Here is a 25,124-nt window from a genome sequence, read left to right as displayed (position 1 = left end):
ACAGGAGGATGAGTTTAATTGATTCAGTCAGGAAAGAAAATAAGTGCTTCATACTATGATCCCGAGCATGAGACCATGTCCCGGGACAGGCTGGCCGAGCTGCAGCTGGAGCGGCTGCAGAAAACCGTAAAAAAAGTCTACCAATCCGTCCCCTTTTACAAAAACGCGTTAAAAGCCAGGGGGATTGAGCCGGGAGATATCAAGTCCCTGGATGATATCAAAAAGCTTCCGTTTACCTACAAACAGGACCTGCGGGACAATTACCCTTACGGCCTTTTTGCAGCGCCAATGGACAAGATTATCCGGCTGCACGCTTCTTCCGGGACCACCGGAAAGCCTTCCGTGGTTGGTTATACTAAACAGGACATATCAAACTGGGCGGACATGATCGCCCGCTGCCTGGTTATGGCCGGCGGCGGCAAGAATGACGTGGTCCAGGTCGCTTACGGCTACGGCCTTTTTACCGGCGGACTGGGAGCCCATTATGGGGTTGAGCGACTGGGCGCCGCCGTGGTGCCCATATCCGGCGGCAACACCGCCCGGCAACTGATGCTGATGAAGGATTTCGGGACTACCATACTTGCCTGCACGCCGTCTTACGCGCTTTTCCTGGCCGAAGAAGGGATCAACGCGGGTATCGACTTTAAAAAACTGCCGATCCGGGCCGGTGTTTTTGGAGCCGAGCCCTGGACAGAAAATATGAGGAAGCAGATTGAGGCAAAGATGGATATAACCGCCCTTGATATTTACGGCCTCAGCGAAGTGATGGGGCCGGGCGTATCGATGGAATGCATGGCCAAGAATGGCTCTCATATCAATGAAGACCACTTTATTGCGGAAGTCATCGACCCGGATACGGGCGAAGTGCTTCCCTACGGGCAGCAGGGAGAGCTGGTCCTTACCACCATCACGAAAGAAGGCATCCCGCTGCTCCGCTACCGCACCAGGGATATCTCCACCCTGCACCCGGAGGTGTGCGCCTGCGGGCGGACCCACGTCCGGATGAAGAGGGTGACCGGCCGCACTGACGACATGCTGATTATACGGGGCGTCAACGTCTTCCCGTCCCAGGTAGAGAGCGTCCTGCTGGAGTTCGGTGAGACCGAGCCCCATTACCTGCTGGTGGTCGACCGCAAGGGCGACCTTGACGACCTTGAGATATGGGTGGAGCTGTCTGAAAAAATGTTTTCAGATGAGGTAAAACACTTTGAAACCCTGGAAGCTAAAATCCGCCACAGGATCCTGAGCGTCCTCAATATTAACGTCAAGATCAAGTTCGTGGAGCCCAGGACCATCCCCAGGAGCGAGGGCAAGGCCAAGCGGGTGATGGACCGGCGAGAACTAAAGGGCTAAAATGAGAAGTGAGAAATGAGATATGTTTCAACTGACTTGTGTCTTTACAATCACACACTGTCAGCAGAATGGGGACAAATCCAGTCCTCCAATATATTGGTTGTAACTTGAGAAACCCCGAAAGCGGGGTTTCTTATTGTCTGAAGTAAAAATTAATGAGTTTGGCTTTCCATATTGTAAAAAAGTAATCAATTATCTCTTTGATTTGAATATTTTAAAAATTATATTAATCAATTATTTAGATTTAAGAAATGAATACTTAATATTTCTATTTTATGATCTAGTAAAAAAATAAGGGAGGTACATAACTTATGTGGTTTTTCAAACCGTCTGAAATCGCCAAAATCGGTATGAAGATCGAAGAAAACGGATTAGCTTTTTACAAGGCTCTTGCTGAGCAGACCGGGGAACCGGAAGCGAAAGAACTTTTTAATTTTATGGCCGGTGAAGAAGGACAGCATTACAAAACTTTTGAGGCCCTCTCCGATAAATTGAAGGGGTACGAGGTACCGTCTTTAGAAGATGACTACGAGGACTACATGCGTGAACTTGCGAACTGCAGTGTCTTCGCGACTGGTGTTGACCCCGTTGTACTGGCAAAGGGCATTAAGAATGTTGTTGAAGCCATCGACCTGGCTCTGGGCTTTGAAAAGGACTCCGTATTATTCTACCTGCAGTTCAAAAAAATGGTGCCCGATGAGGAGAAGTTTGGTGTTGAAGCCATTATCGACGAAGAACAAAAACACATTTTCCGGCTTTTGACTGTAAAGAAGATGTACACTACCACCAGGGAAGAATTTTATATCCCGAAAGGTGACCTGGGAGACGCGGAAATATAGAGATAAAAAATGATGGAGAGAGGCGCTTCAAGTATTTTCAGCAGCTTTAGTCTTTCAGATATTAAAATTTAGTGCAGCGGTTAACAGGTTGTAGATTTAAAATACGTAATTTTATTCAACCTGAAGGTTGATTTTGTATAATGCTCCTTTCGCCCGTGAGGCGGAAAGGGGCATTATTTTTATTTAGCCCCCCGGACTTATTTAAGAAAATCCTAAAGATGATTTAAGGAATTAATAATTTATTTATATTAAATTGGCTGTATGAAAGGGGTGTTTATATATGTTTGTTCAGCAGTTTTTCGTCAATGGCCTGGCCCACAGCTCGTACCTTCTCGGCGGCACAAATACCTGCGCCGTTATAGACCCGCGGCGTGACGTGGATATTTACCTGGAAGCGGCTAAAGCCATGGAAATGAAGATAACGCATATTCTTTTAACCCACCTGCACGCCGACTTTGTTTCCGGCTTTATGGACCTCGCTGATAAAACAGGGGCTGTAATATACGCGCCTGAAGCCGGCAAATGTGAATTTAAGCATAAGGCCCTGTCGGAAGGGAGCACATTTGAAATAGAGGACCTGGCTGTAAAAGTTTTGGATACACCCGGGCACACGCCTGAACACATAACGTATGTTGTGACTGACCGCTCACGCAGCGAAGACCCGGTTGCGATATTTTGCGGTGATGTCTTGTTTGTGGGAGACGTGGGCAGGCCCGACCTCTTTCCGGGAATCGCTGAAAAGCTGGCTTCTAATCTGTATGACAGCCTGCATAAAATTGTCGCGCTGCCGGACTACTGCGAGGTCTATCCCGCCCACGGCGCGGGTTCATTATGCGGCAGGGCTATCGGAGCTAAAAGGACCAGCACTGTAGGTTACGAGAGAAGAAATAACTACGCCCTGCAGCTCAAGGACAGGGATATGTTCATTAAGTCGCTGATAACAAATATGCCGGCCGCGCCTGACCATTTTTCACGGTCCAGCGCTATCAACAGAAAAGGTCCGGAGCTGGTCAGGAAATTGCCTGTGCCGGCGCCGCTGGAGCCGAAAGATTTCTGGGAAGCCGCGCAGCGGGAAGACACTCTTGTCCTCGATGTGCGCAGCTATGAAGCGTTCGGCGCGCAGCATGTCCCCGGGTCCTGGAACATAATGTTCAGCGCGGTCTTTTCCACCTTTGCCGGCTGGATCCTGCCGCCGGACAAGGACATACTGCTCGTGGCGCCTTCAAAAGAGCAGGCGCAGGAGACCCTGGCCGCCCTGCGCAGGGTCGGTCTTGACCGGGTGAAAGGCGTGCTCAGCGGGGGTATGTTTGCCTGGGCCAAGGAGGGCCTGCCCATCGACCATATCTGCCTTATTTCCGGTGGCGAGCTCAATGAAATATGCAAATCGGCCCGGGATACCGTTATACTGGACGTGCGCAGCAAGGATGAGTTCGGTGCCGGCCATATCGACGGAGCTGTGAATATACCCGCGCCGGAACTCAGGACCAGACACACTGAGCTTGACAAAGACAGCCCTATCGCAGTGGTCTGCACGACAGGGATCCGGTCCGGCATAGCCTGCAGCATCCTCAAGACGAAGGGGTTTAAGAAAGTCTATAATGTTACCGGAGGCATGACCGGATACAACGCCGCCGGGTACTCCGCGGAGTGCCCCGCCTGCGCGGCTCCCCACCTGCCTGCGAAGATTTGAGCCGGTATAAAACTGAATGATGAGGGGTGAGCTGTGCATGGAAGTACTGGCCATGGAGCGTTGGTCTCCTTATGTGGTTGGAGTCGGGATAGGTGTTTTGAGCTGGCTGGCGTTCTTACTGTCTGATAAGATAATAGGCTGTTCCACTGCCTTTGCCCGGACCGCCGGGATGATAGAACAAGTTATCGCCGGCGGCAAAGTAAAAGAGAAGGCTTATTATAAAAAATTCCCCCCCGTGGTTGACTGGGAGTGGATGCTGGTTTTGGGCGTCCTGATTGGCTCGTATGTATCTGTGTCTTTTTCCGGTATGTTCAGCCTCGAGTGGGTGCCGCCAAAGTGGGCGGAAGCGGCCGGTGCCGGTGCCTTTACAAGGTGGATGGCCGCACTGGCCGGGGGTATCCTGATCGGCTTTGGCGCGCGCTGGGCGGGCGGCTGCACCAGCGGCCACGGGATTAGCGGCACACTGCAGCTGGCGGTAAGCAGCTGGCTGGCGGCGGTGTCATTCTTTGCCGGCGGCATTCTCACCGCGGGGCTTATTTATAACGTGGTTTTGAAATAAAGGAAGTGAGCTTATGATGAAAACGCTGCACGCTAAAAAGGGCGTGCAACTAATTATAGGACTTATATTCGGTATTATTTTCGGGTTTTTGCTGCAGAAGGGCGGCGTGACGAGGTACGATGTTATTATCGGCCAGCTGCTGTTGACTGATTTTACGGTACTGAAAGTTATGCTTTCAGCCGTGGTGACAGGCATGGCCGGGGTCTATGCTCTCAAAGGCTTGGGCCTGGCGCAGCTGCACCCGAAGCCCGGTTCATTCGGTTCTTCGGTAGTCGGCGGGTTGATTTTCGGTTTGGGGTTCGGCATACTGGGCTATTGCCCGGGGACGGTGGTCGGCGCGGTGGGGCAGGGATCTCTCGACGCGCTTTTTGGCGGGGTGGTGGGTGTTATCACAGGCGCCGGGTTATTCGCGGCAGTATATCCGAAGCTGGAAAAAGGAATTTTGAAAAAAGGTGATTTTGGCGCTATAACCGTACCACAGCTGCTGCATGTCAATCCCTGGCTGGTGATCGTCCCGCTCTGCGCGGTTATAATAGGTCTGCTGGCGTGGCTGGAAAGCGCAGGTTTATAATGATCAGATTTGTTCCAGCCCGGCCGGGGCTGATATGGGCTTGCCCAGATAATATCCCTGGCCGAAATCAATATCCATATCTCCCAGTGATTTCATAATTTCTTCATTCTCGACGAACTCGGCGATAGTCTTTTTACCGAGCGCGTGAGCCACGGCATTAATGGCTTTAACCAGGGACTTGTGGGTGGCGTCTCTGTCCATATCGCGTATATAGCTTCCGTCGATCTTTAGGTAGTCCACCGGCAGAAGGCGGAGATACGAGAAAGAAGAAAAGCCTATCCCAAAATCATCAAGCGCAAAGCGGCAACCCAACCGTTTAAGCCTGTGGATCCAGCGCTCGGCCCTGGCCATGTCCTTGACGGCTGTCGTTTCCGTAATTTCAAAACCTATCCTTGATGGCTCTATGCCGCTTTCACTGATATGTTTTTCTATAAATAACAACAGCTCTTCGTCTCCCAGACTTAAACCGGAAAGATTTATAAAAGGTTTAAGTTCCGGGTATTTTTTCAGCGCGGCCAGGGAGGACTGCACCACCCACCGGTCTACCTGGGGCATTAAGCCAAAACGCTCGGCGATTGGGATGAAACGGTTGGGCAAGATCAGTTCACCGTCCGGCGCCTGCAGGCGCAGCAGCATTTCGTGGTGCATGATCCTGCCGTCGCTGACCCTGATTACCGGTTGGAAGAAAAGCGTAAAGAGGTCGTCCTTGAGAGCGCTGTTAATAAGAGTAATCATACGGTTGGTTTCGGAAAGCCATAGTTCCGTTTCTTCGTCAGGTTTTAAGAAGGTGACCCTGTTTTTCCCGTTGTCTTTAGCCATGTAAAGCGCGTTATCCGCGTAGGAAAGGACTTTTTGGGTGTCTAAAGTACCGTCTACCATTACAACACCGATGCTGACGCTAAGGTTCAGGCAGCATTTATGCTTGTCCATGACAAGCTCCTCCTGGTCAACTGCCTGGCGCAGTTTTTCCGCCACGATCTCGGCCTCTTCAAATGTTGCGCCTTCCAGCAGCACGCAGAACTCATCGCCGCCAAAGCGGGCCAGGAGGTCTCCTTCGCGCAGGTTGCGTCTCAGGATTTTCGCCATGGTTACCAGCAGCTCATCGCCGGTGGCATGTCCCAGGGTATCGTTCACAAGTTTGAAGTTGTCAAGATCGATAAACAGGAAAGCGCTTTTTTCACCGCGTTTTGCTTTAGCCACAGCCCGCTTGAGAGTCTGGGTGAGGGAATAACGGTTTGGTATATTGGTCAGGGCGTCGTGTGTGGCCAGGTACTGCAGCTGTTTTTCCATTCTTTTATGTTCGCTTATATCCCGCAGGCTCTCTATGGCCCCGACAATTTTGTCGTTTTCGTCATAAAGGGGCGAGGCCAGGCCCCAGAGGTTCGCACCCATACCGTTGAATACATTCGGTATATAAATTTCAGCGTACAGCGTATTTCCTTTTTTCTCAACACTCGGGTAAATATCATTCATTTCCCTGTCGTCCGAGAATATCAAGTCGATCAGGATCGGCCTCTTCTTATTATAGAAAGGCTCGGCGTAAGAGTAATCTCCCTTGCCGATGATGTCCTCTTTAGGCACACCGGTCATTTCTTCGATCGCCTTATTCCAGGCTATTACCTTTCTGTCGCTGTCAATGACAAAGGTGGCGTCGGGCAGGAATTCAATTATGTCCAGCAGCTTCTGGTGGGATTCCCGAAGCAGGTCGTTTGATTTTTGCAGCTCGCTGTACTGCTGCTTCAGCTCTCTGCGCATCTGCTCAAAAGTCCTGGCCAGGTAGCCGACTTCCTTGTGGGCGCTTACCTGGACTTCGGTCTCCAGATCACCTTGCGCCAGGCGTTTCGCCGCGACGGCCAGCTCGTTGATCGGGCGGGTAAGGGAGTTTGTAAAATACAGGATAATAACCAAAACACAAATTAAAATTGCGGAAAAAACTAAAACAACCCTATAAGTAGCAAAGTTGATGGCATTGTCGACAAACTGCTTGTTGGCCCCGACATACCAGATACCGATCACTTTTCCGTCCTGGTCTAAAATCGGGCTGTAAGCGGCCTGGTATAAGACGCCGACTACATCCGCCTCTCCGTAATAATTCTTCCCTTCTTCAAGCACGACCTTGCCGACTTCCTCAGAAACCCTGGTGCCGAGTACCCGTGTGTTTTCCCTGATCACATTGGTCGAGACGCGGGTGTCTCCCTGGAAGATGGTGCACGTGTCTCCGGTCAGGTAGCCGACTTCGTCAACAAAGTCGTTGTTTCCGTTTATTAAGGTCTCGCCCTTGTAAAGGCTGCCGTCCCGTATGCTCCACGGTCCGGGAGAACGGCTGTCCAGCAGGGTCTGGGCCAGCTTAAGGTCGCCTTTTGCCTTTTCCACAGCCACGTTGTTGGCTTCAACCCGGATCTGTTTTGTAACCCAGGTTACAGTGAGAATAAGACCTATAATAATAACCAGTGTGTTTAAGAGTATGTATCTCCAGCGTATGTTTTGCAGGTTGAAAAAGCTTTCTCTCGGCGGCATGTTGTCCGGCATTATTTCCTCCAGGTTAAGGTTTAACATCGAATAGAAAACACTAATTTATTTTCGGACATAAAATATAGGATCTTTATCATTAAATGAAATTCTTATCAGAATAAATTTTTTCTATCTATTTATTCTGAAAAGTCTAATATTTGATGAGATTATCATCTTTTGATATAAAGACCACATTTTACTGTCGTTTATATTACATATTGTATAGAGGTTAGCTCATGATTGTGTCGAATAATAGCATATATAGGGATAATACCAGCCTTTTTAGCCAATCATATATTAGAAACTAAAATTCCCGGGGGCATAAAAATGACAAAATCAAAAAAGAAAAAATTAAAGCGCCAAAACCTGTTGCTGGGCATTATAACAGTTGTTTTCCTGATCGGCATTACGGGGTATATCGTAAAAGCTCAACTTTATAATCCCGGGCGGAACGCTTTGGTCGATGTCCAACAGGAACAGGTCTCTGAGAGCCCCAACAATGCCGGACCGGCAGCGGGCAATACTGACCAGGCGGGCACTGCCGGGCAGGACGAAAAGCCTGTGGCCCCAGGCGGCAGCTCCGGCCAGGAGAGCCCTGTTTTTGGCGGAGACGCTTCCAATGACAGGCATGGCTGGGGCTTTAAGCGAAACAACAGCCACCTGCAGCCCGAAATGCCGTCCTCTCTCAGCTCCATGCTCAGCCGGAACGGTGCTTACTGGATCGGCAGCCCTGATGCCAAAGTGGTCTACCTGACGTTTGACGAAGGGTATGAGAACGGTTATACGGCCTCTATTTTGGATACCCTCAAGGCCAATAATGTACAGGCGGCGTTTTTTGTAACAGGCCACTACCTGGACAGCCAGCCGGACCTGGTCAGGCGCATGGTGGATGAAGGCCATATCGTCGGCAACCATACCGACACCCATCCGAGCCTGCCGGATATATCCGACGCCCAGATCAAAAAAGAGCTCCAGGTAGTCGAAGAAAAATATGAGAAAGTTACCGGCAGGAGTGATCTGAAGTATATGAGGCCGCCCCAGGGCGAATTCAGTGAAAGGACCCTCGCCGTTACCAGGGCATTAGGCTATCACAGTATTTTCTGGAGCATGGCCTCCGTGGACTGGGTGCCGATGGCCGGCGGGCCCCAGGAAGCATACCAGTCGGTGATCGACAACACTCACAACGGCGCCCTGATCCTGCTGCACGCCGTGTCAAAGGACAACACTGAAGCCATGGACAGAATACTCAAGGGGATTAAGGCACAGGGGTACACCTTCGGCTCGCTGGACGACCTGGTCCAGTGAGACATGAGAAATGAGACGTGAGACGTGAGAAAATATAGGAACACACGGGCGGGCGATTGTCCGCTCTTTTATTTTGCCCGATTGACCGTGGATGTCCCGCTGATTTAATATATAGGTATATATAGGTAAAATGAAAGGAGTTGCTTGTGTGGAACTGAGAGAGGCGATTACTACCCGCCGGAGCGTGCGAAAATATAAGAGCGACCCGATCCCCGAACAGACCGTAAAGGAACTGCTCGAACTGGCCGCCTGGGCGCCCAGCGGCATGAACACCCAGCCGTGGCTGTATGTCGTTATTGAAGGCAAGGATTACCTGAAGGACCTGTCGGACAAATGCAAGGCTTACCTGCTGGATATAATGGAAGAACTGCCGGCGCTTCAAATCTACCGGACATCTTTGTCCAACCCGGACAATAATATCTTTTACGGGGCTCCGTCGCTTGTGCTAATCTACGGAAACCAGAACGCTTTTACCTATCCGAATGACTGCAGCATGGCCGCTTTAAACCTTATGCTGGCAGCGTGGGAAAGGGGCATCGGCAGCTGCTGGATCGGGTTTGCCAGGGCCTTCTGCGGCACCCCTGAATTTAAAGAAGAGCTGAAAGTACCGCCGGAATACCAGCTGGTCGCGACGGTCATCCTGGGTTACCCGGCCGGCCCGCCAGTAAAGGGGAGCAGGAAGGATATTAAGGTAAGCTTCCACCGGAAATAAAACTTTATATATAGTTATAGCGAAATAGTTGGGAATCTGAGCTGATTTGAAAAGTCAGGGGGGAGAGGATGTCCAGGCTGTCCTGGTTGTTGAAAGAAACAAAAAGATGGGTAAGCAGCGGGATCATCACCGTTGACCAGGCGGACCGGATAATCCGTCTTTATCCCGCCGAAAACAAGAACAGGCTGATCTCGGTTTTGCTTCTGCTGGGCTCCATTTTACTGGGGACAGGCGTTATCCTTTTCTTCGCCTCAAACTGGCAGTATATACCCAAGTGGGGGAAAATCAGCATTGTTATTATTCCGCTGGTCCTCTTTTACCTTTCCGCGCAGCTTACCCATGAGAACTACCCCCGGCTGAGCCAGGCTTTGACACTCCTTGGCTGCATCATGTTTGGGTCAGGCATCTGGCTGGTCGCCCAGATTTTTCACATCAGCGCCCATTTCCCCAACGGGATGCTTTTCTGGCTGCTGGGCGTCCTTCCGGTCGCGCATATTTTAAAGGAAGAGCTGCCCCTTGGCTTGAGCGCCCTGCTCCTGGCATCGTGGGTGCTGGCTGAACAGTCTTCTTCCCTGCTGATAATATTTATAGCGATGATGCTTTTTGGCGGGGTCTTTTATTTAACTTATACTCTGCGGTCTTCTTTCGCCCTTGCAGTCACCCTGATCAGTGCGGCCATATTTGTTAACACGGAAGTATACCTGATTTTAGCGGATAATTACAGGTTCGGCGACGCAGGTTCTTTAATACCGTTTGTCCTGCTGCTGATCGGGTCGTCTTATGTCTATATGTCCAAACATCCCGTCAACGAATACATTAGAAATTTTCCTTTCATATACAAGTTTTTGGGAGTAGCGCTGACCGGGATATCACTGCTCATAATGTCCCTGGATTTTTTTGCCCCGGATTTTGTAAAGCTGCGCCACAGCGGCGCCGGGTATGTCCTCTTTTGGGTCCTTTATATCGCCGTGGCTTTTTTGGGGGCTTACGCCATCAGCAGGCGCAGTGCCAGCATAAAAGAAGTTTTAAAAGAGAATTACACTTTGCTGGCTGTGGACGCCCTCGTTTTTACCATGCTGCTTGTCCCTTTTAAAAGTTTAACTTTAATGATCATCCTGAACCTGTTCATGTTTGTATGGGCCCTGCTGATCATTATTTCCGCCTACCAGGCCCAGAACAGCCTGTACTTCATCCTTGGCATGATTGCCTTTAACCTGTACGTCCTGGTAGAGTACTTTAACTTCTTCTGGAAGAGTTTGCCCAAGTCCATGTTCTTCATTGCCGGCGGGATCGTGCTGGTGGCCTGCGGGGCGCTGATGGAGCGGCAGAGGAGAAAAGCTGTCCTCGCCTGGCAGAAGGAGGAGGTGGCTTCACTTGAAGAGGAGCTATAAAATCGGAGTTATTGTTATACTGCAGGTTTTGTTCCTTTTCGGCATGATCGGCGTAAGGTACTATACCCTGGCGTCCGGCACTCCCGTCTTGTTGAAAGCCGCGCCGGTGGACCCGTGGGACGTGTTCAGGGGTGAATATGTCATGCTGGAATACGATATCACCTGGATCAAAGGTGAAGGCTTGGACCTCGACAGCAGCCGGCAGCAGGATGTCTATGTGGTGCTTGAAAAAGGAGAAAAATACTGGCAAGCGGCGGGCATATATTTGGATAAACCGGTTCTGGCCGGTGAACAGGTCTTAGTCAAGGGAGATGTGGACTACTATAATGAATTAAAAGGTGAATACCATGTTTCCTACGGTATCGAAAGCTATTTTGTCGAGGAAGGGACAGGTACCGGCCTTCAGCAGTCCAAAGTGTTTGACGCGCAGGTAAAAGTAGACCGCTTTGGCAGCGCGGCGATAGAAAAAATTATTGCGCCATAAGGTATTAAGATTGTTTTTCTCTATCAACAACGGGGGTGTTCCCTAAACCTGCTTCTACGCAGTGAGGACCGCCCCTGTTTTTCATTTTCTATTGTTAATAAATAATTAATTCTTTTATTATCTGGGCTTAATCATTTTATTTTATGATTTATCAAATTTAAATCATAAGTATCGTGAAAGGGGTTAGATAAATGGCCAAGTACTGGTGTACTGTCTGTAACTATATCTATGATGAAGAAAAAGAGGGGAAAAGTTTCAGTGAGCTGCCCGGTGAATGGCGATGTCCGGTATGCAACGCGGCAAAGGATATGTTTGTTCTAATGCCCGGAGCGGCTGCAGAACATCCAGGGCAGGGCAGGACTGTTTCCGATATCATGGTCGAGCAGATGGTTGAGTGCGGCGTTAAATATGTCTTCGGCCTTCCGGGGACGTCCGCGCTGGGGGTCGTGGACGCTTTGAGAAAGAACCCGCACACAAAATTTATCCAGGTCAGGCATGAGCAGACCGCTGCCTTCATGGCCTCGGCATATGCCAAGCTGACCGGCCGGGTAGGGGCCTGCCTGGCCGTTGCAGGGCCGGGCGCGACCAACCTGGCCACGGGCCTTTATGACGCCAAGCTTGATCACGCCCCAGTCCTGGCGTTGACAGGACTGGTCAAAAGGCAGCTTATAGGTCCCGGCTCTTTCCAGGAGATTGACCAGCACTCGTTCTTTGAACCGATAGCGGTATTTAATAAAATATTGATGACGGAGGACCAGACGACCACGCTTGTAACGCTCGCCGTCAAGCACGCACTGGTAGAAAGGGGCGTCTCCCATATCAGCATACCTAACGACGTACAGAAACTGCCCTATGAAGCCAGGGTTATCCCCTTCCAGGGCAGGATACCCAACAGGTCCATCTCGACATCCGATTACTTGATCAATCAGGCCGCACAGGCCATAGATAAAGCTGAAAGGCCCGTCATTATTTCCGGCTTCGGCGCGCTGGGCCAGGGGGAGAAACTCTTGCAGCTGGCTCTGAAAATATCGGCCCCCATCGTTACCACCTTCAGGGGCAAGGGGGTAGTGGACGAGGACAGCGACCTGTATGCCGGAAGCCACGGGACGATTTCCTCAACAGCCGCGGCGGAACTTGTGCGCAAGTCCGACCTGCTGATCGTGATAGGCGCTTCGTACTCGGACATGACCAAAATACCTGAAAAGAAAACAGTCCAAATCGACATCGACCCGATGATCCTAGCCAAAAACTATCCCGTTGAGGCAGGCCTCTGGGGCAACAGTTCGGAGTTGATCCCCATGCTCAGAGATGTGGTCAAGGCTAAGGAAAATAACAGCTACCTGGCAGAGATAAAAAGCTTAAAACATAACTGGCTAAAGCAGTTGGCAAAAGAAGCCGACCCGTCAAAGAGCCCGGTCAGGCCGCAGTATATAATAAAGGTTTTAAATGAAAAGCTGCCTGCTGATTGTGTGATCGCTCTGGATATAGGTGAAAACGGCTGGTGGTTCGGCAGGAATTTCTTCATGAAGAGTACCCAGAAAATGGTTATGTCCGGTTACCTCGCTTCCATGGGTACGGGGCTGCCGGGCGCCATGGCGGCGAAGCTGGCTTACCCGGAACGCCAGGCAGTATGCATAACCGGTGACGGTGGTTTATCTATGGTTATGGCTGATTTCCTGACCGCTGTGAAGAACGAGCTGCCGGTCAAGGTCTTTCTCTTCAATAACAGGCAGTTGGGTATGATCATGCAGGAGCAAAAAGTGGAAGGTTACCCGAACTGGCAGACGGATCTTTACAATGTTGACTTTGCCGGTTACGCCCGGGAGTGCGGCGGGATCGGCATCAAGGTCAATGATCCGGGAGAACTGCCCGCGGCGGTTGACGAGGCGCTTGCCGCCGAGCTGCCTGTAATTGTTGATATTGAAACCGACCCGCGCAGGTTTATATAATTGTTGCGTTTCAATCCACGCGCCCGTATGGGGCGCGACCTTTCTTTGACACCCGGATCCAGCACAGTTTTGGTTTCAATCCACGCGCCCGTACGGGGCGCGACCAGTCACCGCGCCGGTCCATTTTATCGTCATGTTGTTTCAATCCACGCGCCCGTACGGGGCGCGACGCATAAAGAAGCCGACTTCCAGTTCTCTATTGGTTTCAATCCACGCGCCCGTACGGGGCGCGACGAAATAACCCCAGGGATTATGTATCATCATTATCGTTTCAATCCACGCGCCCGTACGGGGCGCGACATGATTGGAGGCACATGATGGACAGCGTTAAACTGTTTCAATCCACGCGCCCGTACGGGGCGCGACAAAGATAAAGTTTATGCCTGTTTTATCGTGGATGTTTCAATCCACGCGCCCGTACGGGGCGCGACAGTCGGTGTGACAAAAATACTGGCAGGTCAAGTGTTTCAATCCACGCGCCCGTACGGGGCGCGACCGGTAAAAGAGTGGATGCGCCAGCTTGCGGAAGTTTCAATCCACGCGCCCGTACGGGGCGCGACTACGAGAATGGGCAGCAACATATATTCACGCAGTTTCAATCCACGCGCCCGTACGGGGCGCGACCGAAAGAGGTATCCAAGGAGCAGTTTGTCACGAAGTTTCAATCCACGCGCCCGTACGGGGCGCGACGAGTTTACCGCTTATCAGAGAGAGTGATGTCTGCGTTTCAATCCACGCGCCCGTACGGGGCGCGACCCAAGAGGGGGCAGCGGTATGTCAGTAAACGAGGTTTCAATCCACGCGCCCGTACGGGGCGCGACACACCGGGGTCGTGGAAAGCCCATAAACAACGTGTTTCAATCCACGCGCCCGTACGGGGCGCGACCAACCGTTGCCGCCAAGTCTGCCCCCGCTACCGTTGTTTCAATCCACGCGCCCGTACGGGGCGCGACCCTACTTGGAGCCACGGCACTCCAATTGCTGCGTTTCAATCCACGCGCCCGTACGGGGCGCGACAAATTTTTAAGCGATGACCCTGCTGAGATAATGGTTTCAATCCACGCGCCCGTACGGGGCGCGACCATGCGCTGTTTATCCAGTTTTATCGGATAATATGGTTTCAATCCACGCGCCCGTACGGGGCGCGACGACAGGGACACGGATGATATTACCGCACCTGTTGTTTCAATCCACGCGCCCGTACGGGGCGCGACATCCAGCTATTTTGGCGCTGAGCCGTGGCTAATGGTTTCAATCCACGCGCCCGTACGGGGCGCGACCAAAGATGTAATTACCACCCAAAAGCAGCTTAATGTTTCAATCCACGCGCCCGTACGGGGCGCGACCCTGGTGGGGACTGAAGGTATTTCTATTATTGAGTTTCAATCCACGCGCCCGTACGGGGCGCGACGGCCAACGTCGACGCTATCCAGGCCGAGCTTTTGTTTCAATCCACGCGCCCGTACGGGGCGCGACCGGCTGCCCGGCAAATTATGATCGGGGAGTAAAGGTTTCAATCCACGCGCCCGTACGGGGCGCGACCTTGTCGCCCAATTTGGCGGCTATCTCAGGGGTGTTTCAATCCACGCGCCCGTACGGGGCGCGACGTCACTTTTGGGGGATGGTGGAGGATTTGGGGGTTTCAATCCACGCGCCCGTACGGGGCGCGACCGGCCAGGCGCTGATTCCGGAAGCCGGTATCTGGTTTCAATCCACGCGCCCGTACGGGGCGCGACGGACGGCGCAAGATCACAGAGGCCATCCGGACGTTTCAATCCACGCGCCCGTACGGGGCGCGACCTGCTGATTACGGCCGGCGTTGACGTCCAGAAGTTTCAATCCACGCGCCCGTACGGGGCGCGACGGTAAGCGGCAGGCCGCCGATCCCCTATGGGGGTTTCAATCCACGCGCCCGTACGGGGCGCGACATTCAACTGCCCCATCGGTGGACTTCGGTTTTGCGGTTTCAATCCACGCGCCCGTACGGGGCGCGACGGAGCTGGAACCCTATATCAGTCCGGCGTGGACTGTTTCAATCCACGCGCCCGTACGGGGCGCGACGCTGCCCGGCGGATTATGACCGGGGAGTAAAGGTTTCAATCCACGCGCCCGTACGGGGCGCGACAGAGCCAAGACGGGTGATAACGTGTCAACCAGGGGTTTCAATCCACGCGCCCGTACGGGGCGCGACGGGCCTTGACCCAGGGCAGCGCCGTGGAATACTGTTTCAATCCACGCGCCCGTACGGGGCGCGACGATTGCGCGATGAGGAATATGTTGTTTTGGCCGTTTCAATCCACGCGCCCGTACGGGGCGCGACTCAGCGACTCGTCAGGCGGGTTATTCTTCTTGGTTTCAATCCACGCGCCCGTACGGGGCGCGACTTTCGCCCCTGGCAAGGGGGCCGGTTGAGCGAAGGTTTCAATCCACGCGCCCGTACGGGGCGCGACTTTTGATACAACTGAGCAAACTATTAATCAGTGGTTTCAATCCACGCGCCCGTACGGGGCGCGACAGGGTAGTTTTGGCATCTAATCACTCCTTTAGTTCTGTTTCAATCCACGCGCCCGTACGGGGCGCGACCTAGGCCATATGTGCGTGACGGACTGAGGTATCGGGGTTTCAATCCACGCGCCCGTACGGGGCGCGACCCATAATAAACGGCTCATTACCATTATACTGTGTTTCAATCCACGCGCCCGTACGGGGCGCGACTTATTTTTAAAAGTGGGGGAAACCAAACCCGAAGTTTCAATCCACGCGCCCGTACGGGGCGCGACGCCGAGGTCAACGCCCAACCCCTGCAAGGCGAGTTTCAATCCACGCGCCCGTACGGGGCGCGACGCTACAACGGCCACACCGCCAAATTCTACGCAGTTTCAATCCACGCGCCCGTACGGGGCGCGACATAACGTCATTGGCGACATCAATACCAGCATGAGTTTCAATCCACGCGCCCGTACGGGGCGCGACCCTCTATTAGACATGGTATCATCATTTAATTGTGTTTCAATCCACGCGCCCGTACGGGGCGCGACTATTACCGGGTGTAGAGAATCTTTTATTAGGCGTTTCAATCCACGCGCCCGTACGGGGCGCGACTGGCTTATGATCGGCCATCTAAAGAAGAGCTTGTTTCAATCCACGCGCCCGTACGGGGCGCGACTTCCTGGGGATCTGCCTTAACCACTTTATGAAGTTTCAATCCACGCGCCCGTACGGGGCGCGACAACCTCGTCAAAGCGTTCGGGCAGCTTCAAGTAAAGTTTCAATCCACGCGCCCGTACGGGGCGCGACCCCGGATGGTGCAGATGAGGTGTATTTGAGAGCGTTTCAATCCACGCGCCCGTACGGGGCGCGACTGCCATCAGCGACGATATAAAGCTAAATGCCATGGTTTCAATCCACGCGCCCGTACGGGGCGCGACGGCAGGCAAAAGCTCTGCCCGGAGTGCAGGAAGTTTCAATCCACGCGCCCGTACGGGGCGCGACTATTGGTGGGATAACCATATCAGAGGTAATGAAGTTTCAATCCACGCGCCCGTACGGGGCGCGACGTGCGGTGTGCGAGCGCTGGCTGGAGAGGCACGTGTTTCAATCCACGCGCCCGTACGGGGCGCGACATCGGCAGGCGGGAGCGGGTAGATTTCCCCCGGGTTTCAATCCACGCGCCCGTACGGGGCGCGACGCCCAGTAAGGCCGGTAAGAGTTATGCCCTGATAGTTTCAATCCACGCGCCCGTACGGGGCGCGACTTCGACAGTGCAGGTAAAATGTTCTAATATACTGTTTCAATCCACGCGCCCGTACGGGGCGCGACACCCGGTGCACCGGGTTGATACGGTTGGAGTGCTGTTTCAATCCACGCGCCCGTACGGGGCGCGACTTTATATGTCCCTTGGCTGGGCACCGGATAACCTGTTTCAATCCACGCGCCCGTACGGGGCGCGACTCCGACATCAGTAAGATAATAAATGACCAAAAAGTTTCAATCCACGCGCCCGTACGGGGCGCGACATACCCGCCCAAGGCAGCCATGGTTATCAAAATAGTTTCAATCCACGCGCCCGTACGGGGCGCGACAAGGAGGCCAAGATCGACACGATGACACCAGCAGTTTCAATCCACGCGCCCGTACGGGGCGCGACCCGGGCCAGATTTTTTTAAAGCGAGGTGACCAGTTTCAATCCACGCGCCCGTACGGGGCGCGACAGTAAAAAAGAAGCAAAAATAATCAGTATCATAGGTTTCAATCCACGCGCCCGTACGGGGCGCGACTTTCACGACGGTTTACAGCCGGGGTGTAGGCTGTTTCAATCCACGCGCCCGTACGGGGCGCGACAAACGGCGATGACATTACCGTTAACGAGATCAAGTTTCAATCCACGCGCCCGTACGGGGCGCGACCCGGATGGTCGCTCCGTCAGGCATCACCCGGCGTTTCAATCCACGCGCCCGTACGGGGCGCGACCGAAATCCAACTCCCTGCCATACGCGCTGACAGGTTTCAATCCACGCGCCCGTACGGGGCGCGACGAGGACTGGGCTAATATGATTCAAAAACTCGGGACGTTTCAATCCACGCGCCCGTACGGGGCGCGACGTAAGACTCAAACCCTGTTGCGTCGATTTTAACTGTTTCAATCCACGCGCCCGTACGGGGCGCGACATCCCACCCACTGTTTTCTAGTTATTATATTTCAGTTTCAATCCACGCGCCCGTACGGGGCGCGACCCCGTTCACCGTCTTTTGACAGCATATAAGCGGTTTCAATCCACGCGCCCGTACGGGGCGCGACTCCCACCCACTGTTTTCTAGTTATTATATTTCAGTTTCAATCCACGCGCCCGTACGGGGCGCGACGGAATAGCGCCATCAGCCTGGCATACTCAGCTTGTTTCAATCCACGCGCCCGTACGGGGCGCGACCAAGCATACATAGACAAAAAATAAAAAAGCCTGAGTTTCAATCCACGCGCCCGTACGGGGCGCGACGCGGAGACAAACGACTTCTGCTCTGCCTGCCTGGTTTCAATCCACGCGCCCGTACGGGGCGCGACCTGTAAGCTTCGTTGATTTTATACACTCCGCCGTTTCAATCCACGCGCCCGTACGGGGCGCGACCCAGTTGTGTGTTTACATGGATGCAAACCCTGATGTTTCAATCCACGCGCCCGTACGGGGCGCGACCCAACTCCGTGCATACCCGGTCAAACTCGTTGCAGTTTCAATCCACGCGCCCGTACGGGGCGCGACGGTGCTTGCGCATCCATTCGGTATGGGCGTTCAATGTTTCAATCCACGCGCCCGTACGGGGCGCGACTCCAAGGACGAGATCAGGACCGGCAGGTATAGCCAGTTTCAATCCACGCGCCCGTACGGGGCGCGACTTTGGTAAGCTTTACATTACCCAGGTACCAGAAGTTTCAATCCACGCGCCCGTACGGGGCGCGACCATAGGCGGGCATCCGGATGCTTCGTTTCACGGGTTTCAATCCACGCGCCCGTACGGGGCGCGACGCCATGGGTATCAAAATCAACAAGCTGGAAATTGAGTTTCAATCCACGCGCCCGTACGGGGCGCGACTTTATTCCGACTCTTCGCTCACTTAATTCCTTGTTTCAATCCACGCGCCCGTACGGGGCGCGACGAGCCTCACCGATTCGGCAGCCGGTAGTGTAGAGGTTTCAATCCACGCGCCCGTACGGGGCGCGACCCGCACCGACCACATAGCCGTCAGATATTACAATGGTTTCAATCCACGCGCCCGTACGGGGCGCGACTGCGTATGATTTATAAAGCGCATATGTACTGGGTGTTTCAATCCACGCGCCCGTACGGGGCGCGACCGCATGCCTCTCCAACCGCCCGCAGAGGTACAAGTTTCAATCCACGCGCCCGTACGGGGCGCGACTGTGCCCGCCCTTTACAAAGCCATAGGGCAGGGGTTTCAATCCACGCGCCCGTACGGGGCGCGACTCAACAACCAGGTCCAACGTCTCGTTGTCTGGCTGTTTCAATCCACGCGCCCGTACGGGGCGCGACTGCCACCGGGACCAATACTCAATGTGCAGCAGGTTTCAATCCACGCGCCCGTACGGGGCGCGACTTGAGTATATCTGCACAAAATATAAGATTGACGGTTTCAATCCACGCGCCCGTACGGGGCGCGACGTGGCGGCCTTCTCCTTGCTGGTGCTGCCCATGTTTCAATCCACGCGCCCGTACGGGGCGCGACAGCACATTGGAAACATTACCCTGCTTGCGCGAGTTTCAATCCACGCGCCCGTACGGGGCGCGACAAATACGGCAGCAGGCTTGTCTTAATAAACTTGAGTTTCAATCCACGCGCCCGTACGGGGCGCGACCGGATCTGCTTAATATCGCAAAACCCGGTTTTTTGTTTCAATCCACGCGCCCGTACGGGGCGCGACCTTTGTTAATCAACTAACTTACGAGGCATTGAGTTTCAATCCACGCGCCCGTACGGGGCGCGACGGTTGGGCATGCGCTGTGGCCCTATATTAGTAAGTTTCAATCCACGCGCCCGTACGGGGCGCGACATGTCAGCCACCTTCAATGGGCTGTTGACTTCGGTTTCAATCCACGCGCCCGTACGGGGCGCGACGTCGGGGCATGGCCAGCCGTGTTTGAGATGGTGTTTCAATCCACGCGCCCGTACGGGGCGCGACGGCCGGGAGCGGCAAACTCCCGGCACTCTCTAGTTTCAATCCACGCGCCCGTACGGGGCGCGACGTGCCGTCTATCCGCCAGGCTGTACGAAGCTGTACGTTTCAATCCACGCGCCCGTACGGGGCGCGACCTTATCGTGTTTTAAAATATGGTTGTATATTTCAGGTTTCAATCCACGCGCCCGTACGGGGCGCGACTTCATGCCTTTATTCCAGGGGACGAGGCCCTTTTTGTTTCAATCCACGCGCCCGTACGGGGCGCGACCATATCTAAACCCCAAGTCAAAATTCTACCTTAAGTTTCAATCCACGCGCCCGTACGGGGCGCGACTACATCACCTTGCCCTGAGCACACAGCCAGGAGTTTCAATCCACGCGCCCGTACGGGGCGCGACTACCGGGCCTGTCCAAGCAGCCGCTGGCTGGCGGGTTTCAATCCACGCGCCCGTACGGGGCGCGACCAGCTCCGAGCATACCCGGTCAAACTGGTTACAGTTTCAATCCACGCGCCCGTACGGGGCGCGACTGCCGATGTCGCCCTTACATTTGTTGAGCTGCTGTTTCAATCCACGCGCCCGTACGGGGCGCGACGGGTGGCATAGCTCGTGCCTGTTGGTGTGCCAGAGTTTCAATCCACGCGCCCGTACGGGGCGCGACTGCTGTTCCTTGCGGCGGTAGGCTTCTAAATAAGTTTCAATCCACGCGCCCGTACGGGGCGCGACATAGATCCTACGCTTATTGTCCATGGTCATGTTGCTGTTTCAATCCACGCGCCCGTACGGGGCGCGACTTGATATCCTTGACCCCTGCCCCGTCCAACGGATTGTTTCAATCCACGCGCCCGTACGGGGCGCGACGCTAAAAATGATCGCGTCAACAAAATACAACAACTTGTTTCAATCCACGCGCCCGTACGGGGCGCGACATTGGAATACTCCGTGATGTGGAGGCCGAAGGCGTTTCAATCCACGCGCCCGTACGGGGCGCGACCGGAACTGCATCGGCAGAAGATGCCGGCACATGTTTCAATCCACGCGCCCGTACGGGGCGCGACATCGTAGTAATACTTCTGGCCCTTACTCAGCAGTTTCAATCCACGCGCCCGTACGGGGCGCGACCTGCACCCATGCCCCGACCAGCACCCCGTTGATGTTTCAATCCACGCGCCCGTACGGGGCGCGACTTATGAAATTAAAAACGGCAAAGTAATCAGAAGGGTTTCAATCCACGCGCCCGTACGGGGCGCGACAGACACGGTTAGTATTTTAAAGGAACAGCAGGCGGTTTCAATCCACGCGCCCGTACGGGGCGCGACGAAATCTGAGGACCAGGTCAAAGAGGCAAACCTGTTTCAATCCACGCGCCCGTACGGGGCGCGACCCAGAATGGCATCGAATGTGTGGGAGCTCGGAAAAGTTTCAATCCACGCGCCCGTACGGGGCGCGACGGGTCTTACGGCTGTCGGTCATGGGAGCCGCCAGGGTTTCAATCCACGCGCCCGTACGGGGCGCGACTTGACTTTGACTGGGTGGCCCGCATTCCCATCCGTTTCAATCCACGCGCCCGTACGGGGCGCGACATTACCCTAACAGCTCCCACTTACGACACAATAGTTTCAATCCACGCGCCCGTACGGGGCGCGACGATCCGGAGCTGCAGACTATAGCCAACAACCTGTTTCAATCCACGCGCCCGTACGGGGCGCGACGTTATATGGGTATCCGGGTCCAGCACGTTGATGAGTTTCAATCCACGCGCCCGTACGGGGCGCGACTTTCGTCACCGCCGGCGGATGTGGTCGTATTTGTTTCAATCCACGCGCCCGTACGGGGCGCGACGCCCTGGGACTCCCACCAGGACAGTGTCTGCTGAGTTTCAATCCACGCGCCCGTACGGGGCGCGACTTGGGCACCACCCTCTACTAAGGTAATGGTCGCGGTTTCAATCCACGCGCCCGTACGGGGCGCGACGGCGCTGAAACAATTGCAGCGGCTGTTACCTGGTTTCAATCCACGCGCCCGTACGGGGCGCGACATATCTTTCACGCCCTGGCCGTCCAGCGGATTGTTTCAATCCACGCGCCCGTACGGGGCGCGACCTCCCCTAACACACATGACGTGACAAATAGGTCGTTTCAATCCACGCGCCCGTACGGGGCGCGACCGGGTGGATTATAACAACGACGATATACCCTTTGTTTCAATCCACGCGCCCGTACGGGGCGCGACCTACAAACAGCGCAAGGCAAATATTTTTTAGCGTTTCAATCCACGCGCCCGTACGGGGCGCGACCAAACATGACGTGACAATGCAAAATTTTTCAAGTTTCAATCCACGCGCCCGTACGGGGCGCGACGGGGTGTGGTGGCCGTGAAAGCCGTCCCATTTTCGGTTTCAATCCACGCGCCCGTACGGGGCGCGACGGGTGGCATAGCTCGTGCCTGTTGGTGTGCCAGAGTTTCAATCCACGCGCCCGTACGGGGCGCGACGGTGTGGCGGTTACACCCAGCACCTGGGCCTGATTGTTTCAATCCACGCGCCCGTACGGGGCGCGACACAACCACGACCGAAGACAAGGGCGCCGACTGGTTTCAATCCACGCGCCCGTACGGGGCGCGACAATAGATTTCCCCGATGCGGCTTTTGCTGATACCGTTTCAATCCACGCGCCCGTACGGGGCGCGACAAATCCTAACCGATTAACTAGATCATCAATCCATTGTTTCAATCCACGCGCCCGTACGGGGCGCGACTTTGCCGCAACCGGAGGGGTTTTTGAGCTTTACGTTTCAATCCACGCGCCCGTACGGGGCGCGACAGACTGATATTCCACATGAGACTTTTATTATTCGTGTTTCAATCCACGCGCCCGTACGGGGCGCGACTGTCTATTTCTAGATGCAATATTGCCAAGCGTTTAAACATATAAAAACGCGAACTTAAAAATATGTAAATAAGACAAGATTAAAAATTTGTTTAAAATACCGGGTATCCCTTTATTATTTTAAACTTGCGAGTCACCCAGCAAAGCAATGTTCACTTAAGGTTCGCATCAAACCATAAGCACCCCCTCCGGATCATATCCAACTTTAGCGCCGACATGCTCCACGCGGTTTTTCCAGTTATTCCCTAGAAAATAATATCGAAGACTATCTTTTTCCGGGTTAATAATTTTTTCTAACCGGTGTTTTAGCTCAGCAAATTGAGTGGGATCCAGCAAACATTCGAAAACAGAGTTTTGAACACGCTGCCCATAGTTAACACACTGTTTAGCCACTTTTCGGAGGCGGCTCTTGCCTGTAACTGATGTTACATTAACATCATAAGTGATCAGAACCATCATAATAAACACCTCACTTCCAGAAAAAGGGCGGATAATCCTCAAGGTCACCCCTCATATGTCTGGCCAGTAGTAGGGCTTGTACATATGGCACAAGTCCCATGGGAATTTTTTCGCCTAAATAAGGATGAGTCAGCTCTTCTTGTTTTCGTTTTTGCCAGGCATTCAGCACTTCTTTGCGGGTATCGTCGCCCATGATTATGGCACTATTTTCTTTTACATTAAAACCATCAGCGGTAATTTGATTGCGGTTAATTAATGTTACCGCCAGACGATCCGCGAAATGGGGCCGCATTTCCTCCATTATGTCAAGTGCCAGACTTGGGCGGCCAGGCCGGTCCCGGTGCAAAAAGCCAACCTGCGGGTCCAAGCCGACGCTCTCCAGGGCAGCCACAACTTCATGGGTAAGCATTGTATAGAGAAAAGAGAGCAAAGCGTTCATTCTGTCTGTTGGTGGCCTGCGATTTCTGTTATTCAAACTAAAAGCTTCTTTTTGATTTAATATCAAATTATTGAAGTTGGAAAAATAGAGGTGCGCAGCTTCCCCTTCAATTCCCCGCACAGCGTTTACACCTTTTGCTCTTTCAAGCCTCTCCGGCATTCTTGCCAAAACTGTGAGTGAATCTTTAAGCTTATTATCAACAATCTCGGAATGATCCCTTAAGGCACGGTGCAGCACGGCCCGGCTATTAATGATTTTGGCGGCTACAAATCTGCGGGACAAACGAGATGATATTATCTCATCATCCGACCAGCGGTACTGTGTCCGCCTTAATAAAACATTGCCGGAAACATTGCCAGTTACACGCCCCATAAACCTGCCGTATGTTGTGAGAAAGGAAAGGGCCACACCCCTTTCACAACAAAGGTGCATCAGTTTGGGACTTGCTCCCGTATAACCAAAGCAGACGATGCCCTCCAAATTATGAATTGGAATACGGAACCGGATTTCACTATCGGCTTTAATAAGCACATTTTCACCGTCACAGGCTAAATAAGCATCCGGTGTTGTTACATAGAGTGTGTTAAGTAGCCGCCTCACAGTCCTTCACCGTCCACACGGCACATACGCTCCAGATAGCTCTTTACCGGACGGTGGCGCAACATCCAGTACGGCTGACAGTGCTCAGTAAGAGAACATAGGGAGCAATGCCTGCCTTTTTGTGCCTTTGGTGTTATCCCTTCATGCGCAAGACGATGCATGCGTCTGGACAGTTCAAAGGTATGCTGTCTAAGTTGATTATCTAAAGCAACCGTCTGGCGATGTTTAGTCTTCCCGTAAAAGAGGAACCCGGATGGGATATGTAACTGAAGCATTTCCTCCAGCGCAATAGCCTGGGCGCATAATTGGACAGCGTCCCGGTCATCGGGTTTGGGGCGTCCGCGTTTATATTCAACAGGAACCGGGCGCCACCAACCACTGCGGTTTTCCAGGCGGCAGTTTTCACCTTTTATATGTTCCCTGCCGGCATGGAATTCGACGACATCCGCAACTCCCCGGAGCCCAAGCTGCTGCGAGACAACCGGCATGCCCCTGACAATCCGCAATGTTGTCCGGCTTTCATCCTTGAAAGGATCGTCCGCGCGATGATGAAGATGCTTTCCCTCTACTGTACGAACATTCTCAGCCCAGACTTGTTCCAGGTGAATAAGCGCCCATTGCCGCTCGCAAAAAGCCATGTGCTGGATGCCGGAGAGGAGAAGGAAGTCTTCGTCTGGATAAGGCAT

General features: G+C 53.5%; 14 protein-coding genes and 1 CRISPR repeat array. Of the genes, 10 read left to right on the top strand and 4 right to left on the bottom strand.

Going from position 1 to position 25,124, the window contains the following annotated elements:
• The first annotated feature begins 75 nt into the window (after window positions 1–75).
• From ACOBQJ_RS09160 to ACOBQJ_RS09140, 5 genes are all read left to right on the top strand, one after another.
• Window positions 76–1,353, top strand: coding sequence for a phenylacetate--CoA ligase family protein (locus ACOBQJ_RS09160; protein WP_421071599.1), 1,278 nt, complete (start codon window positions 76–78; stop codon window positions 1,351–1,353).
• A gap of 311 nt (window positions 1,354–1,664) precedes the next feature.
• Window positions 1,665–2,192, top strand: a complete 528-nt coding sequence (locus ACOBQJ_RS09155) for a ferritin-like domain-containing protein (protein ID WP_421071452.1) — start codon at window positions 1,665–1,667, stop codon at window positions 2,190–2,192.
• A gap of 280 nt (window positions 2,193–2,472) precedes the next feature.
• Window positions 2,473–3,882 carry an MBL fold metallo-hydrolase gene (locus ACOBQJ_RS09150; protein ID WP_421071451.1) on the top strand — a complete coding sequence of 470 codons (1,410 nt, stop codon included), beginning with the start codon at window positions 2,473–2,475 and terminating at the stop codon, window positions 3,880–3,882.
• Between the two features lie 37 nt (window positions 3,883–3,919).
• Entirely contained in the window at window positions 3,920–4,441 is a 522-nt protein-coding gene (locus tag ACOBQJ_RS09145) for a YeeE/YedE thiosulfate transporter family protein (protein WP_421071450.1), read from the top strand.
• A 13-nt stretch (window positions 4,442–4,454) separates the two neighbouring features.
• Window positions 4,455–5,012 (top strand): YeeE/YedE thiosulfate transporter family protein, encoded by a 558-nt coding sequence (locus ACOBQJ_RS09140; protein WP_421071449.1) that lies wholly within the window; start codon window positions 4,455–4,457, stop codon window positions 5,010–5,012.
• 3 nt (window positions 5,013–5,015) lie between these two features.
• Here the strand turns inward: ACOBQJ_RS09140 and ACOBQJ_RS09135 are convergent, their stop codons facing one another.
• Window positions 5,016–7,541: an EAL domain-containing protein gene (locus ACOBQJ_RS09135; RefSeq protein WP_421071448.1), complete on the bottom strand. Its 2,526-nt coding sequence runs from the start codon at window positions 7,539–7,541 to the stop codon at window positions 5,016–5,018.
• Between the two features lie 309 nt (window positions 7,542–7,850).
• Between ACOBQJ_RS09135 and pdaA the strand changes: the two genes are divergently transcribed.
• From pdaA to ACOBQJ_RS09110, 5 genes are all read left to right on the top strand, one after another.
• Window positions 7,851–8,828, top strand: a complete 978-nt coding sequence (pdaA, locus tag ACOBQJ_RS09130; RefSeq protein WP_421071447.1) for a delta-lactam-biosynthetic de-N-acetylase — start codon at window positions 7,851–7,853, stop codon at window positions 8,826–8,828.
• A 148-nt stretch (window positions 8,829–8,976) separates the two neighbouring features.
• Window positions 8,977–9,540: a nitroreductase family protein gene (locus tag ACOBQJ_RS09125; RefSeq protein WP_421071446.1), complete on the top strand. Its 564-nt coding sequence runs from the start codon at window positions 8,977–8,979 to the stop codon at window positions 9,538–9,540.
• Between the two features lie 68 nt (window positions 9,541–9,608).
• Window positions 9,609–10,931, top strand: a complete 1,323-nt coding sequence (locus tag ACOBQJ_RS09120) for a DUF2157 domain-containing protein (RefSeq protein WP_421071445.1) — start codon at window positions 9,609–9,611, stop codon at window positions 10,929–10,931.
• Complete coding sequence (locus ACOBQJ_RS09115; RefSeq protein ID WP_421071444.1) at window positions 10,915–11,415, top strand: GDYXXLXY domain-containing protein; 501 nt, start codon at window positions 10,915–10,917, stop codon at window positions 11,413–11,415. Before ACOBQJ_RS09120 ends, ACOBQJ_RS09115 begins: the two co-directional genes overlap by 17 nt.
• Before the next feature lie 191 nt (window positions 11,416–11,606).
• A complete protein-coding gene (locus ACOBQJ_RS09110) occupies window positions 11,607–13,364 on the top strand; it encodes a thiamine pyrophosphate-binding protein (protein WP_421071443.1) in 1,758 nt (585 codons plus the stop codon).
• A 7-nt stretch (window positions 13,365–13,371) separates the two neighbouring features.
• Window positions 13,372–22,941: direct repeats of the CRISPR family, unit length 32 nt; unit sequence GTTTCAATCCACGCGCCCGTACGGGGCGCGAC.
• 167 nt (window positions 22,942–23,108) lie between these two features.
• Here the strand turns inward: ACOBQJ_RS09110 and cas2 are convergent.
• From cas2 to cas4, 3 genes are read right to left on the bottom strand one after another with little or no spacing between them, the layout of a single operon-like run.
• Complete coding sequence (gene cas2, locus ACOBQJ_RS09105; protein ID WP_421071442.1) at window positions 23,109–23,399, bottom strand: CRISPR-associated endonuclease Cas2; 291 nt, start codon at window positions 23,397–23,399, stop codon at window positions 23,109–23,111.
• 10 nt (window positions 23,400–23,409) lie between these two features.
• Window positions 23,410–24,438: a type I-C CRISPR-associated endonuclease Cas1c gene (gene cas1c / locus ACOBQJ_RS09100; RefSeq protein WP_421071441.1), complete on the bottom strand. Its 1,029-nt coding sequence runs from the start codon at window positions 24,436–24,438 to the stop codon at window positions 23,410–23,412.
• Window positions 24,435–25,124, bottom strand: a complete 690-nt coding sequence (cas4, locus tag ACOBQJ_RS09095) for a CRISPR-associated protein Cas4 (protein ID WP_421071598.1) — start codon at window positions 25,122–25,124, stop codon at window positions 24,435–24,437. Before cas4 ends, cas1c begins: the two co-directional genes overlap by 4 nt.

Source organism: Pelotomaculum propionicicum (assembly GCF_048984525.1).
GTDB lineage: Bacteria > Bacillota > Desulfotomaculia > Desulfotomaculales > Pelotomaculaceae > Syntrophopropionicum > Syntrophopropionicum propionicicum_A.
This window is presented reverse-complemented; position numbering and strand designations above follow the sequence as displayed.

What these genes read in the sequence shown, in the direction of transcription:
- ACOBQJ_RS09150 (WP_421071451.1), top strand. Translation starts at nt 2,473, where the DNA reads ATGTTTGTTCAGCAGTTTTTCGTCAATGGCCTGGCCCACAGCTCGTAC.
- ACOBQJ_RS09160 (WP_421071599.1), top strand. Translation starts at nt 76, where the DNA reads ATGTCCCGGGACAGGCTGGCCGAGCTGCAGCTGGAGCGGCTGCAGAAA.
- cas4 (WP_421071598.1), bottom strand. Translation starts at nt 25,124, where the DNA reads ATGCCTTATCCAGACGAAGACTTCCTTCTCCTCTCCGGCATCCAGCAC.
- ACOBQJ_RS09120 (WP_421071445.1), top strand. Translation starts at nt 9,609, where the DNA reads ATGTCCAGGCTGTCCTGGTTGTTGAAAGAAACAAAAAGATGGGTAAGC.
- cas2 (WP_421071442.1), bottom strand. Translation starts at nt 23,399, where the DNA reads ATGATGGTTCTGATCACTTATGATGTTAATGTAACATCAGTTACAGGC.
- ACOBQJ_RS09155 (WP_421071452.1), top strand. Translation starts at nt 1,665, where the DNA reads ATGTGGTTTTTCAAACCGTCTGAAATCGCCAAAATCGGTATGAAGATC.
- ACOBQJ_RS09110 (WP_421071443.1), top strand. Translation starts at nt 11,607, where the DNA reads ATGGCCAAGTACTGGTGTACTGTCTGTAACTATATCTATGATGAAGAA.
- ACOBQJ_RS09145 (WP_421071450.1), top strand. Translation starts at nt 3,920, where the DNA reads ATGGAAGTACTGGCCATGGAGCGTTGGTCTCCTTATGTGGTTGGAGTC.
- pdaA (WP_421071447.1), top strand. Translation starts at nt 7,851, where the DNA reads ATGACAAAATCAAAAAAGAAAAAATTAAAGCGCCAAAACCTGTTGCTG.
- ACOBQJ_RS09140 (WP_421071449.1), top strand. Translation starts at nt 4,455, where the DNA reads ATGATGAAAACGCTGCACGCTAAAAAGGGCGTGCAACTAATTATAGGA.
- ACOBQJ_RS09135 (WP_421071448.1), bottom strand. Translation starts at nt 7,541, where the DNA reads ATGCCGGACAACATGCCGCCGAGAGAAAGCTTTTTCAACCTGCAAAAC.